Origin of the sequence: Tautonia plasticadhaerens (genome assembly GCF_007752535.1) — a bacterium.
Classification (GTDB): domain Bacteria; phylum Planctomycetota; class Planctomycetia; order Isosphaerales; family Isosphaeraceae; genus Tautonia; species Tautonia plasticadhaerens.
The window spans coordinates 5,134,707-5,149,173 of the sequence record NZ_CP036426.1 but is presented as its reverse complement, the minus strand read 5'-3'; the positions used below and the strand labels follow the sequence as shown (position 1 = coordinate 5,149,173).

Annotated in this window: 12 protein-coding genes and 1 pseudogene; 6 read left to right on the top strand and 7 right to left on the bottom strand. The window is 71.3% G+C overall.

The genetic code is table 11. The annotated features are described in order from the left end of the window. Positions 1–90: 90 nt before the first annotated feature. The 6 genes from ElP_RS20555 to ElP_RS20530 all read right to left on the bottom strand — a co-directional run bounded on the left by ElP_RS20555 (position 91) and on the right by ElP_RS20530 (position 7,466). A complete protein-coding gene (locus tag ElP_RS20555) occupies positions 91–1,482 on the bottom strand; it encodes a hypothetical protein (RefSeq protein WP_145272449.1) in 1,392 nt (463 codons plus the stop codon). Further along, entirely contained in the window at positions 1,455–2,948 is a 1,494-nt protein-coding gene (locus tag ElP_RS20550) for a hypothetical protein (RefSeq protein ID WP_145272447.1), read from the bottom strand. Before ElP_RS20550 ends, ElP_RS20555 begins: the two co-directional genes overlap by 28 nt. An 828-nt stretch (positions 2,949–3,776) precedes the next feature. Next, on the bottom strand, positions 3,777–3,971 hold the full coding sequence (locus tag ElP_RS20545) for a hypothetical protein (RefSeq protein WP_145272445.1): 195 nt from the start codon (positions 3,969–3,971) through the stop codon (positions 3,777–3,779). Next, complete coding sequence (locus ElP_RS20540) at positions 3,961–6,159, bottom strand: recombinase family protein (RefSeq protein ID WP_145272443.1); 2,199 nt, start codon at positions 6,157–6,159, stop codon at positions 3,961–3,963. Before ElP_RS20540 ends, ElP_RS20545 begins: the two co-directional genes overlap by 11 nt. Before the next feature lie 138 nt (positions 6,160–6,297). Further along, positions 6,298–7,272 (bottom strand): IS3 family transposase, encoded by a 975-nt coding sequence (locus ElP_RS20535; protein WP_145272441.1) that lies wholly within the window; start codon positions 7,270–7,272, stop codon positions 6,298–6,300. Then, entirely contained in the window at positions 7,218–7,466 is a 249-nt protein-coding gene (locus ElP_RS20530; protein ID WP_145272439.1) for a hypothetical protein, read from the bottom strand. Before ElP_RS20530 ends, ElP_RS20535 begins: the two co-directional genes overlap by 55 nt. A gap of 277 nt (positions 7,467–7,743) precedes the next feature. Between ElP_RS20530 and ElP_RS39860 the strand changes: the two are divergent. From ElP_RS39860 to ElP_RS20510, 5 genes and pseudogenes are all read left to right on the top strand, one after another. After that, positions 7,744–8,193 (top strand): annotated as a pseudogene (locus tag ElP_RS39860) (recombinase family protein); the annotation flags it as partial. A gap of 85 nt (positions 8,194–8,278) precedes the next feature. Then, positions 8,279–8,512, top strand: a complete 234-nt coding sequence (locus ElP_RS39855; protein ID WP_231749196.1) for a hypothetical protein — start codon at positions 8,279–8,281, stop codon at positions 8,510–8,512. A gap of 115 nt (positions 8,513–8,627) precedes the next feature. Further along, positions 8,628–9,368: a recombinase family protein gene (locus ElP_RS20520; RefSeq protein ID WP_197446223.1), complete on the top strand. Its 741-nt coding sequence runs from the start codon at positions 8,628–8,630 to the stop codon at positions 9,366–9,368. After that, positions 9,365–10,495, top strand: a complete 1,131-nt coding sequence (locus ElP_RS20515) for a recombinase zinc beta ribbon domain-containing protein (protein ID WP_145272433.1) — start codon at positions 9,365–9,367, stop codon at positions 10,493–10,495. Before ElP_RS20520 ends, ElP_RS20515 begins: the two co-directional genes overlap by 4 nt. Before the next feature lie 36 nt (positions 10,496–10,531). Beyond that, entirely contained in the window at positions 10,532–12,187 is a 1,656-nt protein-coding gene (locus ElP_RS20510; protein ID WP_197446222.1) for a recombinase family protein, read from the top strand. A gap of 288 nt (positions 12,188–12,475) precedes the next feature. Here ElP_RS20510 and ElP_RS20505 read toward each other — a convergent pair whose 3' ends face one another. Beyond that, positions 12,476–12,970 (bottom strand): helix-turn-helix domain-containing protein, encoded by a 495-nt coding sequence (locus tag ElP_RS20505; protein ID WP_197446221.1) that lies wholly within the window; start codon positions 12,968–12,970, stop codon positions 12,476–12,478. 227 nt (positions 12,971–13,197) lie between these two features. Between ElP_RS20505 and ElP_RS20500 the strand changes: the two genes are divergently transcribed. Further along, complete coding sequence (locus tag ElP_RS20500) at positions 13,198–14,379, top strand: IS110 family RNA-guided transposase (protein WP_145272274.1); 1,182 nt, start codon at positions 13,198–13,200, stop codon at positions 14,377–14,379. Positions 14,380–14,467 lie beyond the last annotated feature (88 nt).

The window sequence follows — 14,467 nt, the reverse complement described above, 5'->3', positions numbered from 1 at the left end:
CCTCCTCGCGGGCCGGACGCAAGCCGGCCGCCAGCCCTCGCCCAGCCGGGCGATCCTCCAGCACCACAGAACAATGCCCGGGCGCGGCCGTCATTCGGGGACGCGGAGCCTCCGGATCCCGGTCGGCCAGTCGCTGACCTCCTGGTCGTAGGCGTAGACCTGGACCTCCTCGGTCGTGCCGTCGACCGTCAGCTCCTTGCGGACCCGGTTGGGCCTCGCCCGGTCGCCGTCGCCGAACTCGTACACGAGCAACCAGTAGCACTCCGGGAGCCGGTCCTTCTCCTTCCAGCCGGGGATGTCCTCGACGGCGAACTTGCCGGTAAAGGTCTTCCCGTTACCGGCCAGCTCGTACCACTTCGGCTCGGACTGCGGCCGGATCGGGTACGGTTCGAACCCCTTGGACGGGTCGGAGGGGTCCACCGGGGAGGCGGAGACGCTCTGGCTGCGAATGTGCTTCGGGACCACCGTGTAGCTCTCCGCGAGCACCTTCTCCTCCAGGTCGCGCAGCGCCTTGTCCCGCTGCTCTCGGGTCAGCGGGAAGAGGGCCCAGACGCGCGAGGTGACGATGCCCTCGGGGTTGGGGATGTTGACCGTCATGACGTTGCTCGTCCAACCGACCCCCGTGCCCCCCGCCTCCGGCCGCAGGTCCGCCAGCAGCAGCGAGGTCGTGGTCACGGGGCTGACGGTCGAGTAGGGGGTCCCCATGATGCTCGCGTCCTTGAGCGTCTCGGTCAGCCTCCTCGGGTCGGAGGCGAAGTCGGTGATCGAGACGATGAAGTAGCGGTCCGAGACCGGCCAGCTCAGCGACGAGGTCCGCGTCCCCTCTTCCTTGGCGTGCTGCAGCGTCAGGGTGGCCGATTTGGGGGGGCTGTTCGACTCGAGCCTGAGCAAGTACAGGCCCGGCTTGTAGTAGCTCAGCGGCGCGCCCACCTCGTTCTTCGGGGCCGTCTCATAGATCTTGGGGGGGCTGCCCCCGTCGCCGGCCAGCAGCTCCAGCTTCAGCAGCCGGAGATCGGGGTCGCCCGTGTTGATCTCCCAGGTCGAGTCGTCGCCGACGTACGGGGTGATGATCACGTCCCCCCCCCGGGCGACCGCCCGGCCCGAGTCCCCCTCGAACGGGTTGCCTGGCGCGCCCGGGTCGAGAATCTTCTTCAATTCCTCGTAGGTCACACGCGAGATCGGCCGCGCTTCGGGCCGCGCCTGAGTGTCGCCGATCGCCTCGGCTGCCAGCCGGATCTTGTCCTCGAGCTCGCGGGAGTCCTGGAACGACTCGGTCCGGACGACCATATAGAGGTTCGACGGTCGCGGGGCCTCGGCTTGTCCCGGGTCGTCCCGGACCACGGCCCGGACCCCCGGCGAGCCCCCGTCGCCCGCGGACTCGGCCGCCTTCGGTTCCGGCTCCGGTTCCTGCCCCGGCGCGGCCGGGCACACCCCGGCCGCAACGACGAGCGCGATCAGGGCTCGGGATCTCCGCAGTTCCATCGTCGCGTCTCCTTGAGTTGAGCGACCCAATCGGCCGACGCCAATTCTGGGTCGAATTGACCGACCACCTCGACCTGGGAGATGAGCTTGTCGATGAGCTCGCATTCCGTCCGGGGGTCGTCGGAGAGTCCGTCGAGCCGGCGGAACAGGCGATCATAGTCGCGGCGCAGGTCGTCCGTCGTCCCCCGGGAGACCTTGGCCAGGCACCCGCGCTCGGCCTCGGTCGGAGTGCGGCCGTCGGCGATCGCCACTCGATGAAGCTCAGCCAGCGCGTCGAGCTGACCGTCCCGAGCGGGAGCGATCGCCCCGACGGCCCGTGCCAGGTCCCCCTGCTCGGCCTGCACGACTTCCTCGGCCCGTCCCCTTGCCTCGGCGAACTGCTCGAGGGCTCCGGTCAGCGGGCTGGAACCGGGGCACGTCGGGCAGAGCGGGTGGGAGGGCGGCTCCGGATCGAAGAGCCCGCTCGCCTTCAGGGCCAGGAACCCTCCGGCGGCGGAGGCCAGCAGCAGGGGGATGCCGACCCCGAGCTGCATGGACAGCCGTCGGCGGCGGAGGCGCTGTCGATGGCGCTCTTCCTCAACCTCCCGACGACTGGCCTCGACGAGGTCCACGAAGTGGCCGCTCGGCGGGTTGGCCCTGATCCCGGCGCCCAGCTCGTCCAGGCCCGAACGGCCCTCCAGGGCCTTCTTCAGGACGGGCCAGATCCCGGCTGAGGTGCGGACACGCCCCTCGGGGAGGCCGGCGAAGGGCGTCCCCCGACCGGGGTGCCGCCCCCCCGGCTCGAACCAAGACTCGACCGCCTCTCGGCCGACCAGCAGGCAGGCCAGCAGCCTCGCCAGGGTGCGGCTATCGGTGCGGTCGTCCGGCGGGCGTCCCCCTTCCAACGCGATCTGGTTCATCTCCTCGGGCGTCGCGTCCCACAGGATGGCCCAGGGGGAGGCGCGGACCCATTGCGGGGCGTCACCGTCCGGCCGGAAGCTGAGCGACTGCTGGAAGGCGAATCCCCAGTCGGTCAAGATGATCTCCGGTTTGCCGAAGCCGCCCGGCTCGACGATCAGTACATTATCGAGGTGAACTTGGCCGAGCCAGGTCCCGGCGTCCCTCATCCGCTGCGCGATCTCGACCAGCCGGTCGACAGCCCAGTCGAGCCTCCGCTGGTCCTCGTCGCCCGGGACCAGGTTGGCCTCGCCCCTTGCCGCCGACTCGGCCCGCTCCCTCAGGACGCGGGCCAGGGCTCCGAGCGACTGGTGGCTCGGCTCCATCGGGTCATCGCCGAGGGGCATGAGGAAATGCAGGAGATCCTGGCCGTCCCCCTGCCACCCGCGCATCCCGGTTGCCGGGGGTACTGGGCCCAGGTATACGACGCCCGAGGCCACCGTGCATCGCACGCCGCTGATGAGGGCGTCCTCGGCCGTCTGGAATGAGCCGAAGGTGTATCTCTCCCCAATGGAGCCCCATCCCTTCATCTCTTTGACCATTTCCGCCAGCCTCACAGGCCGCGGCTCGGTGAAACCTAGGCGGCCAGACCGAGCTCGCCCCGACTTTCCGAAATCACTCTAGCACGCAGAAATAACAAGAAGAGTGTCGCCGTTGGACTGTCGTCCCCACGCTCCGCGTCGCTCTGGCCGGGCTGCGGAACGGCCCGCGGCATTCCATCGCGACGCATGGCGACGAGGAGAGCCAACCGCTCCAGTGCGTAATTCTCAAACACGCAGCGAATAAACAGGTTGCCTGTTCAGGGTCGCTATCCTCCTTCGCCGACGTGCCAACTTCAAGGAGTTGATCGGGAGTCTTGCCGATTCGGTGGCGTGGCGACGAAGCGCTCCAGACAATGAGACGCCGCCCCTGCCGGGACGACTCACCCCGCTCGGTATGGGGGCCTCCCCGCCGAACAATTGCAGGACGGGTGATCTTCGGGATGGATCGCCAACGCCAAAGGAACCCTCGGGGGGTACGACATCGAACACCCACCCTGCCACCGTTCCGGACATAATCTAGCAGCAATCTATACTGCGAGCAAGCAAGAGGCGTCTAATTCGGACCCCTCTTTGAGCAGGTGTCCGGGACGTTCGCCCGGTCGCCGCAACACCTTCGGCCGCCATCCGAGCGCCGCCTGCCTGTCATCGCCGCCTGCTGGAATGGCGAGGAGATCGGTCGAGACGACAGTCATCCCGGTGCATGCCCAGCAGAGTTAGACAGCCGCTACAGAATAGATCAGCTTGGTTTCAGGAGCGGCCTATCACAACTCAATGATTGTATCGCCCTGGGTTCTCTGGACGGGAACTCGATCGTACTCACGCCGCCGCTGGGACTCTACCGCCGAGGTCCCTGCGGACCTGACTCGGTGGCCTGTGGCCGTGGCGACCGATCCGCCATCGCTCGTTGTACCGTCGCTTGAACTCGCCCAACGCCTCGACCAACTCGGCCACCGTGGCGAAGGTGCGGATCCGAAGGAGTTGCTCCTTGAGCGTCCGGACATCAGGTAGCACTCCGTGTACGCGTTCTCGACCGCGCCGATCGTGACTCCGCGGCCCGGAGCCCCTTCGGCGTGGTCAATTCCGACGGGGCTTTTCGCCCTCGAGTCCTGAGCTCGTGAACCCGGAGCCGGCGTAGCCGCCGCAGCTCCGATCGGTCGGCCCACACGATCCAGCGCCCGTTGACCCCCGGCAATTGGCGGCCGTGCAGCCACCCCGACCACCGCCACCGATGCACCACGATCGGTCGTACCCCCAGCTCGGCGGCCAACTCCGGCAGCCACCACTCGCCTGAGCCCGGCAGGTCACCGGGGCCACGCACCCCGGCTGGCATCCCGGTCAGTCCGAGTTTCATGAACAATCGCCGAACGCGATGGCCGGTGAACGTACCGCCCCTCGGCGTGCGATAGCCCTCCTGTTTCAGCGTCTCCGCGATCTGCTCGCCGGTCCGGCCGGCACCGCGCAGCTCCGTCACCCGACCCTTCAGCCGAGGATAGTCCCCGAGACCATCGTACCGGCGCAGCCCCTGATGGACCTCATGGCGGCTCTCCGATCCGCCCAGCCAGCGGACCACCACTTCGATCACCTCCGTCTCCCCGCGGCGCGCCACTACCACCTGCTCGACCAACTGCCGAACGATCGCCCGGCGGTCGGCCATCGGCGTCGTGGACGCCCGCCACAACGCCGGCCCATCGGCCGCCAACGCCCGGATCCGCTCCCGGTCCGCCGCGGTCAGGTGCCGCGGCTGCTCGTGCCGGAACCGGGCATAGTCCTCCTCCAGCCGCTGACGCGCGGCCAGCTTCTGCTCCCACTGCCGTTCCAGCTCCCGGGCGACCAGCCGGTTCTCGGGGTCGACGGCGTCGTACTGCCGCCGCGCCCGACTCGCCTCGTACTCAGCCCGCTCCAGCCGCTGCCGCCAGTGCCGGTGCAGGCGCTCGCGATCCTGCTCGACCCGCTCGGCCGCCCGCAGGCTCAGCTCCAGCGCCGCCGGCTCCACGGCACGCAGCACCAACCCCTCGATCAGACGGTCGATCGCCGCCGCGGCCGTGCTCTGGCGGAGCGGCCCGCCGTACTCCAGCTTCCGGGCGTCGCAGACGTACCGGGGGTTGACCGTCGGCCGCGCGTTGCGGGCGGACATCGGACGACCACACCGGCCGCACCGGACCAGGCCGTTGAGCAGCGTCGGCCCACGGCCGCTGGACACCCGCGAGGCCCCGCGACCACGGTCGTTCTCCCGCAGCTGCCTGCCGTTGGCCTCGAACTGCTCCCAGGTGATGTACGCCGGGATGCGGCCCTTCAGCAGGCACACCCTCTCCTCCGGGCTCGTCGTCCGGCGTCCCGACTTCGACCGGCCGGCGGCCCGCAGCGGCGGGTCACAGGCGTGCCGCCCATAGACGTAGGCGCCGGCGTACGCCGGGTGCCGGAGCATCGCGTAGAGGGTGCTCCGCCGGGACGGCCTCCACACCAGCTGACCACGCTGCGGGCCGCGGTAGGCCCGAATGCCGATGCGGATCTCATGGGCGGCCAGGTGGGCCTGGACCTCGGGAATGGATCCGAGCTCGGCGAACGGGGCGAAGACCATCGCGACGACGGACCGGACCTGCTCGTCCGGGTCCAGGGCGATCCCGCCGTCGGCCGAGCGGACGTAGCCGATCGGGACGCAGGTGAACAGCTCGCCCCGGCGGGCCTTGTTCAGCTTGCCCTGGTGCAGCCGCGTCCGCAGCACGTGGGTCTCCGCCTCCGAGAGGGTCCCCTTCAAGCCCAGCAGGAGCCTGTCGTTGACGTCGCGCGGGTCGTAGACCCCGTCGGCATCGGCCGGCAACACACCGAACAACGCACACAATTCGAGCAGCTGGTGCCAGTCACGGTTGGAGCGGGCCAGGCGGCTCATCTCCCGGCCGAAGACGATCCCGACGTGGCCGAGCGACACCTCGGCCAGCAGCCGCTGGGACCCGGGGCGGTTGTCGATGGACAGGCCGCTGCAGCCCTGATCATCGTCGATGACCAGCACCCGGGAGCCCGACCAGCCGAGCTCCATCGCCCGGCGACGGAGCTGGTACTGCAAGTCGGCCGACTCGCGGTTCTCGGCCACCTGATGCGGGGACGACTGGCGGACGTAGACGACGGCCAGTCGATCCTGGTGCCCGGGCCGGATCTTGTGTGAGAACGGGCCGGGGATGGCCGGAGGATCACCGCCGATCACGAGCCACCTCCCCGGCGCATGCGCCGTCGCGGTCGAGTCGCTCGGTCAGCATCCGGCCGAGCAGCCGGAGCAGTTCCCGGCGTTGAACCGGCAGGAGGTCGTCCCAGCGAGGTGCCTGGAGAACGGGACGAGGCGGCTTCAGGCGCGGGGGGGCGCGATGGCGGATGGGCGTCGAGGCATGGTGCGGCTCCTCCGAGGGAAGCGAGCCGAGCCTGGCACCAGCGGGCCAGGTCCAGCAGAGCCCAGGGGCAGACGGTTGCTGCGCTCGTTGTATCCGGTTCGACTACGGGTGTGCAGAGTGCGGGTTGCTGTCGGGTCTGTCTTCAGCGTGCGGATGAACCGCTCGGCACAGCCGTTGCCCTCGGGCTCTCGCACGAAGCTCGGCGAGCTGGCCATCCCCAGGAACGCCAGCTCCCGCGGGAAGTCGTCGCTGAGGTAGTTGCTCCCGTGATCGTGCCGGACGGTCAGCCCGCAGGCGACATCCGCCCCGAAGCCGCCGAAGTGCTCCCTCACGCCTTGCCGCAGCGGCTCCAACGCCTCGAACCGGTCGCCGCCCTTGGCGGCGTGCAGGCCGACGCATTCGCAGGTGCAGTGATCGACCGCCACGAAGGCGTGGGCGGTGCCCTCGCCGGTGGGGACGGTGGTGGTCATGTCGGTGCCCCACATCTGATCCGGCTCCTCGGCGGTGATCGTGCCGTCGTGGGCCTTCGGGCCGTGGGCATGGCCGCCCCGGCGGGGGGCCTGGAGGTGATGCTCCCGCATCAGCCGCCGGACCCGCTCGGAGGCCGTACGGATGCCCTGATGGCGGAGCCTCGCCCAGACCTTGCGGTAGCCCTCGCCGGTGAACGGGCTCTCGGCCAGCACCCGGCGGATGTGGCCGACCAGCTCCTCGTCGGTGCCCGCCCCGACCGGCCCCCGCTTGCGGGGTACGGGCCGCTGCTCGGGTGCGACCGCCTCACGTGCCTTGAGGTAGTAGGCCGTCGAGCGGGCGAGGCCGAAGATGCGGCAGACCCGCTGCATGCCATAGGGCCGGCCGGTGACCGGGGAGGCGGAGCGGCTCAGGTGCTCCGCCTCCTCGACGCAAAAGGGCGGCCGCTCTCCATCCGCTGGCACTTCACGTCGAGCAGCTCGTTGTCCATCGTCAGCTGGCCGACCTTGGCCTGCAGCCGGGGGATCACCTCGTCCCGGTCGTCGGTCGGTCGGCTCTTCAGGGCCGCCGTGCCGCCGTCGAGGAAGCCCTCACGCCAGGAGGAGAGCGTGGCGGCAGCGACCTCAGCAGACTGCCCCTCCTGACATACCTCTTCCATCAGCAGAGGGCCCGGCGATAATCGCCACCGATGCCCTTCTGAGCCTGAGCCGATGGATCGCTCGGCGCCACGACTCGACCGAGAGAGGACCGTCATGCCACCACGAGCTGCAAGCCGATCCACCTCCGCTGTGCCCCCCCGCCCCCGGTACGCCTGAGCGCCGCCCCGCCGGTCGGCCTCTGGGAGCGGCTCCCGGCTCCGCGCCGGCGCCGCCTGGTCGCCTCGCTCAGCGCCCTGATCGAACGCCGGCTGGCCGCGCCGGGACGGAGGGCCGGCCATGAGCCAACCGGACGCTGAGCGCGCCGCGCCGGCCTTCGGCCACAAGGTCACCGATCGGCACCGCGAGCGGCTGGCGATCGTCTACGTACGGCAATCGACCGCCCGACAGTTCCTGCGGCATCGCGAGTCCACGCAGCTGCAGTACGGCCTGGTCGAGCGGGCCACCGACCTGGGCTGGCCGCGGGCCCAGGTCACGGTCATCGACGACGACCTCGGCCTCTCGGGCGCCTCGGCCGACCGCCGACCCGGCTTCCAGCGGCTGCTCGGCGAGGTGGCGCTGGACCGGGTCGGGCTGATCCTTGGCGTCGAGATGTCGCGGCTGGCGCGCAGCTGCAAGGACTGGTATCAGCTGCTGGAGCTGTGCGCCCTGTTCGGCACGCTGATCTGCGACCTCGACGGCCTGTACGACCCGACCTCGTACAACGACCGCCTGCTGCTGGGGCTCAAGAGCCGTGCAACATACCCCACAGTCGTTCCACATTCGTGAGATGCGGGTCGGTATCCTCGAGGAGCGCCGGCGTGACGTCGGCGACTTGTTCGCCACCGTGACGGACTACTTCTGGAGGGAGGATGTCCCATGGCTCGTCCTGCAACTGCCCGACGGCCGGCGGTCGGCCGCACCGGCCTCCTGGACCGACCTGGCCGCCAACGCCTTCCCGCCGTCCCACGGCCGCCCGCTGCTCCTGGCACTTGCCCTGCCGCCGATGGCCCGGCTGTGCCAGCGACTCCGGATCACCCGATCGACGCGCCGCCGGCCGCCGGCGTAACGACCGACGGGTTCTGGGCCCTGCTCCCGGCCGACGACCGCGAGCGCTTCGGCCTGAGGCTGTCCCGCCTCGTGCTCCGGGCCGTCCGCACCCACGACAGCGAGGAGGACGGGTGATGCCGAGCGACACCAAGATCCGCACCGACCACCTCCGCCGCCAGGCGGTCGTCTACGTCCGCCAGTCGACCCCGCACCAGGTCCGAGGCAACCGCGAGAGCACCGTCCGCCAGTACGCCCTGGCGGCCCGGGCCGGGGCGCTGGGCTGGCCGGCCGCGGCCGTGCAGACGATCGACGAGGACCAGGGGCGGTCCGCGGCCCGCTCCGACCACCGCGACGGGTTCAAGCGCCTGCTCGCCGAGATCGGGGCCGGGCAGGTCGGGCTGGTCCTGGCCCTGGAGGCGTCCCGGCTGGCCCGCTCGTCGGTCGACTGGCACCGCCTGGTCGAGACCTGCGGCATCACCAAGACGCTGCTGGCCGACGAGTCGGCCGTCTACGACCCGCGGGACCCCAACGACAGGCTCCTCCTCGGCGTGAAGGGGACCTTGGGCGAGGCGGAGCTGATGACCATCCGGTGCCGGCTGCACGACGGGCGGTGGAGCAAGGCCCGCCGCGGTGAGCTGGCCAAGCCCCTGCCGGTCGGGTACGTCCGGACCGAGTCCGGTGCCGTGGTCAAGCACCCCGACCGCCAGGTCCAGGCCCGAGTCCAGTACCTCTTCGAGCTGTTCGCCGAGCTGCGGGTGGCCCGCCGGGTGGTGGCCCGGCTGCGTCAGGAAAGCTCCAGATCCCGGCCCAGACCTGGGGTGGCCCGGGTCACGGCGAGATCCTGTGGAAGGCGCCGACCTTCGGGGCCATCATGAGGATTCTGCACAACCCAGCATATGCAGGAACGTACGCGTGTGGGCAGAAGGAGCACGACCCGTACGACCGCTCCCCGGCGACCGGGAAGGCGAAGACGACGACCCGGCCGCTGGACGACTGGCCGGTGTGCGTGCGGGACGTGTACCCCGCCTACATCACGTGGGACCAGTTCGTGGGGAACCAGCAGACGCTCCGGGACAACTGGTTCCGAGCCGGCACCCGCGGGGCCCCGCGCCGCGGCCACACGCTACTCCAGGGGATTGCCCGGTGCGGCCGATGCGGGGCGCGGATGAGCGTGTTCTACTACTCGACGAAGGAGAAGCGGGCGCCGGGATACGGGTGCGTGGCTGGATATGTCCAGGGCGGGCCGACGTGCCAGATGATGAGCTCGGCCCCGGTCGACGCCGCCGTGTCCGAACTGTTCCTGGCGGCGGTCACCCCGGCCCAGGTGGACGTGGCGCTGCGGGCCCTGGACGCTTACGAGGCCGAGCGCGCCGAGGCCCGCAGGCAGCGGGGGATGCAGATCCAGCGGGCCGACTACGAGGTCGAGATCGCCCGCCGGCGGTACGAGGCGACCGATCCGGCCAACCGGTTGGTCGCGGCCGAGCTGGAGGTGCGCTGGGAGGAGGCGCTGCGCGATCGCGAGCGACTGAAGCGGGAGGCCGAGGAGCTGGACCGCCGCTCGGCCAGCCCGCTGGGGGCGGCCGAGCGGCGGCGGGTGCGCGAGATGGCCGCCGACCTCGGCGGGGTCTGGCACGCGGCGACGACCGGGATGGAGGACCGGAAGGAGCTGTTGCGATTCCTGGTCCATCGTGTGTATCTGGACGGAGTGACCGTGGCGGGCCAGATCCGGATCGAGGTGGAGTGGCACACCGGGGCGCGGACGAAGGTCAGGGCGCCGCGGCCGGCGGTCGGGGCGTGGGCGCCGCGGACGCCGACGGCCGCGGTCGAGCGGATTCGCTCGCTCTTGCCCGCACATAGCTATGAGAGCATCGCAGGGATGCTGAAGGCGGAGGGCTATCGGACGGCGAAGGGACTGGAGTTCGACATGTACTCGGTTGGATATGTCGCCCGGAGCCGCGGCTGGGGGAGGTCGGCGGCGAAGCGGTCGGAGGGCGATGTGTAATTCCCCGTGCCTTATCTCATGGAGCCCTTGGGGACCATGAGCGAGGCCGAGCTGCACATCCTCCGCCAGCGGATGCGGCAGGGCGCGTTGCAGAAGGCCCGCCGCGGCGAGCTGGTCAGCAAGGTCCCCATCGGCTATGTCCGCTCGGCCGACGGCGGGGCCGAGCTCGACCCCGACGAGCAGGTGCGGTCCTTCGTCCGGCTGGTCTTCGACCAGTTCGAGCGGATCGGCTCGGCCAGCGGCCTGCTCAACTGGGTCGCCGGGCGGGGCCTGCTGGTTCCCGTCCGGGCCGACAGCGGGCCCGACAAGGGCCGGCTGCAGTGGCGGCGTCCCAGCGCGGCGACGCTGCGCAACATGCTGGTCCACCCGATGTACGCCGGGGCCTACGTCTACGGTCGGAGCTTCCAGGCGCGGGGGCGGCCCCGGCGAGGGCGGCCGCAGAGGCTGCCGCGCGACCAGTGGCAGGTGCTGATCCGCGACCGCTACCCGGCCTACATCGGCTGGGAGGCGTACGAGGCCAACGTCGCCCGCCTGGCCGCGAACCGGTCGCAGCGCGAAGCACGGGGAACGACCCGACGCGGCCGGGCCCTGCTGACAGGCCTGGTCGTCTGCGGGCGGTGCGGGGCGCGGATGATGACCCGCTACGCCGGCAAGGCGAGCCGGCCCCGCTACTATTGCGAGGCGGCCCGGGTCAACTACGGGGCGGGGCGATGCCAGGGCCTGGCGGCGCGGGCCCTGGACGACGAGGTCGTCCGCCTGGCGCTGCTGGCCCTGACCCCCTCGGCCCTGGAGGTCAGCCTTCGCGTCGCGGCTGACCTGCAGGGGCAGATCGAGCAGGCCGAGGGGCAGTGGCGCCGGCGGCTGGAGCGGGCGCGCTTCGAGGCCGACCGCGCCCGGAGGCAGTACGACGCAGTGGAGCCGGAGAACCGCCTGGTGGCGCGGACGCTGGAGGCGGCCTGGGAGGAGAAGCTGGCGGCGCTGCGGGAGCTATCGGACGAGCACGAGCGATCCCTGCGCCAGCAGCCGCGGGCGTTGAGCGCCGGGGAGCAGGCCGAGATCCGTCGCCTGGCGGCCGATTTGCCGTCCCTCTGGTCGATGCCGAGCACGACCGACGCCGACCGCAAGGAGGTCCTCCGCCAGGTGATCGAGGAGGTGACCGTCACCGTCGAGGGCCGGACGGAGTGGTGCGAGGCGCGAAACCGCTGGGTCGGTGGCAGCGAGACGCGGGCCCGCCTGCGGCGGCCGGTGGCCCGCCTCGAGCAATTGGCGGACGGCGAGCGGTTGCGCCGCCGGGTCGTGGAGCTCAGGGGCGAGGGCCTGTCGGCGACGCGGGTCGCCGAGCGGCTCGACGCCGAGGGGCTGCGAGCGGCCGCCGGCGGGCGCATCACGGCGGCGACCGTGGCGCGACTGGTGAGGCGATACGGCCTGGCCCGGGAGCGTCCCGACGCCGCGGGCGTCCGACGGGGCGAATGGCTGGTGCCGGACCTGGCGAAGCGGCTCGGTGTGCCGCCCGGAACGGTCTACAGCTGGGCGCGGCGCGGGGTAGTCTCCGCCCGCCGAATCGGGGAAGGTGGGCACGGGAGGCTGGTGATCACGGGGCTGGGCGGCCGCCCGGACCTCGGGGCGATCCGCAGGCGCATGAGCGTCAGGGAGGTGGAGCATGGGCCGTCGACGTGCGATGCAGAAGCTTGACGAGGGGTGCAGTCCGATGGCGTCTCTTCCGTGACGCCGACCTGCTTGGCCGCCTGGTCGACGCCCTTGCCCTGGGCGATGAGCACCTCCGCCTCGCGGAGCTTGGCGATGATCTGCTCGGGGGTGTGTCGCTGCCGCTTGGTCATTGTACCGCTCCCCTCAGAAAAATCGCCTGCGATTGTCGCATCGCAGGCGGACTCGTTTCAGGGGGGCAGGTCAGCGTCTCGATGAGGATCGTGGCGTCGGAGAACAGGACGACGGCGCGCGTGCGCCCGGCCAGCCCGAGCCTCAGCCCCCCTTTGCCTGCCGCCAGGTCGGCGAGCGGCGCGAACGGACGAAGCGGGGCCGGTTCCAGCGGTAGCCCGGCCCGTGCAGGGCGCGGCGTATGGTCGTGCCGCTGGCCTCGCGGCCGGCCGGCCGCTTGAGGTGGGCGACCAGCAGGGGGACCGCCCAGGTGGTGTGGCGGTAGCCGGCGGCGCGGGGGTCGGAGGCCAGCGCCGCCTCGGCCAGCGCGGCGGCGGCCCGCCCGGTGGTGGGAGGGCGCCCGGCACGCGGCCGGTCGGCCAGCGACGGGGCCGCCCGGCGCTCGGACCGGTAGCGTGCGACCCAGCCGTAGACGGTGGAGCGGCCGACGCCGAGGCGGGCGGCCACGGCCTCGGGGGCCGAGCCGGAGTCGAGGTCCAGCAGGGCCAAGGCCCGGTGGATGACGCGGCGGTCATCGGACCGCTTCGCCAGGCCGCGAAGGTGGCCGCGCTCGGCGTCGGTCAGCCTGAGGAGGGCCATGGTCGCGACTCCGAGGGGGAGCATCGCAACCGTAGGTCACGCCCTCACGGTCGTCCAGGAACCTATGGCGACCCACTCAGCGCAACTCGGAGAGGGACTTCCCCCCGTATGGCAGGCGAAGGGTTAGATACTATGCCCGGAGCGAGCCGGGCGAGTTGCTGTGAGCCGCCGACATGGCAAGCTCCAGGAGGGGGGTTAGCAGGTCCCTCGGATACGGAGTCTTTACCATGCCAGCGACCCACGACCGCGATCATAGCACGGCCTCCACCCCGACGCTCTACCTGGCCTTCGAGCTGGGCTGGACCACCTGGAAGCTCGCCTTCGCCGACGCACCGGCCCGCGCCCCGCGTCAGGTCACCATCCCGGCCCGCGACACCGACGCCCTCCGGCGTGAGATCGCCCGGGCCCGCCGACGCCTCGGCCTGCCCGACGACGCGCCGGTCCGCTCGGTCTTCGAGGCCGGCCGCGATGGCTTCTGGCTGCATCGCTACCTGATCCACCACGGCCACGAGAACCTCGTCGTCGACCCGGCCAGCATCGAGGTCAACCGCCGCGCCCGCCGCGCCAAGAGCGACGGCCTGGACGTCGTCAAGCTGCTGGCCATGCTCCAGCGGCACCACGGCGGCGAGCGCGGGCTGTGGGCCGTGGTGAACGTCCCCGCGCCCGAGGACGAGGACCGCCGCGCCCCGCAGCGCGAGCTGATGGCCCTGAAGGCCGAGCGGACCGAGCACTCCAACCGGATCAAGGGGCTGCTGGCCCACCTCGGCCTGGCGTTCGTCGTCGACGGCCGCCTGCCCGAGCGGCTGGCCGCCCTGCGGCAGTGGGACGGCCGCCCGGTGCCCGAGCACACGGCGGCGCGGCTGCTCCGCGAGTTCGAGCGATGGAAGCTCGTCGACGCCCAGGTCCGCGACCGCGAGAACGCCCAGCGGCGGGCCGTCCGCGACGACGCGGCGCCGCACGTCGAGCAGGTCCGCCGGCTGATGGACCTCAAGGGGGTCGGTCCGGTGGGGGCCTGGCTGCTGGTGCAGGAGATCTTCGGGTGGCGTCGGATCAAGAACCGCCGCGAGTTGGCCAGCCTGGTGGGCCTGGTGCCGACGCCGTACCAGAGCGGCTCGTCGCACCGCGAGCAGGGCATCAGCAAGGCGGGCAACCGGCGGGTGCGGTGGATGCTGGTGGAACTGGCCTGGATGTGGCTCCAGTACCAGCCGCGGAGCGCGCTGAGCCGGTGGTATCACGAGCGGTTCGGCTCGGGCAACGCGCGGGCGCGGAAGGTGGGGATCGTGGCCCTGGCGCGCAAGCTGTTGGTGGCGTTCTGGAAGTACCTGGAGTTCGGCGAGGCGCCGGAGGGGGCGGAGATGGTGCCCTGGAGGAAGAAGCTCAACGGCCGGCTGCCGGCGGGTACGGGCTGAGGGCGAGGGCGAGGGCGAGGGCGAGGGCGAGGGCGAGGGCGAGGGCGAGAATTATGCTGACCCTCTCACACGATCAAATCTGAGGGCC

Excerpts from the sequence above, each read along its gene's own strand:
- ElP_RS20555 (WP_145272449.1), bottom strand. The coding sequence starts at position 1,482 with ATGGAACTGCGGAGATCCCGAGCCCTGATCGCGCTCGTCGTTGCGGCC.
- ElP_RS20550 (WP_145272447.1), bottom strand. The coding sequence starts at position 2,948 with ATGAAGGGATGGGGCTCCATTGGGGAGAGATACACCTTCGGCTCATTC.
- ElP_RS20530 (WP_145272439.1), bottom strand. The coding sequence starts at position 7,466 with ATGGAAGAGGTATGTCAGGAGGGGCAGTCTGCTGAGGTCGCTGCCGCC.
- ElP_RS20520 (WP_197446223.1), top strand. The coding sequence starts at position 8,628 with ATGCCGAGCGACACCAAGATCCGCACCGACCACCTCCGCCGCCAGGCG.
- ElP_RS20515 (WP_145272433.1), top strand. The coding sequence starts at position 9,365 with ATGAGGATTCTGCACAACCCAGCATATGCAGGAACGTACGCGTGTGGG.
- ElP_RS20510 (WP_197446222.1), top strand. The coding sequence starts at position 10,532 with ATGAGCGAGGCCGAGCTGCACATCCTCCGCCAGCGGATGCGGCAGGGC.
- ElP_RS20505 (WP_197446221.1), bottom strand. The coding sequence starts at position 12,970 with ATGGCCCTCCTCAGGCTGACCGACGCCGAGCGCGGCCACCTTCGCGGC.
- ElP_RS20500 (WP_145272274.1), top strand. The coding sequence starts at position 13,198 with ATGCCAGCGACCCACGACCGCGATCATAGCACGGCCTCCACCCCGACG.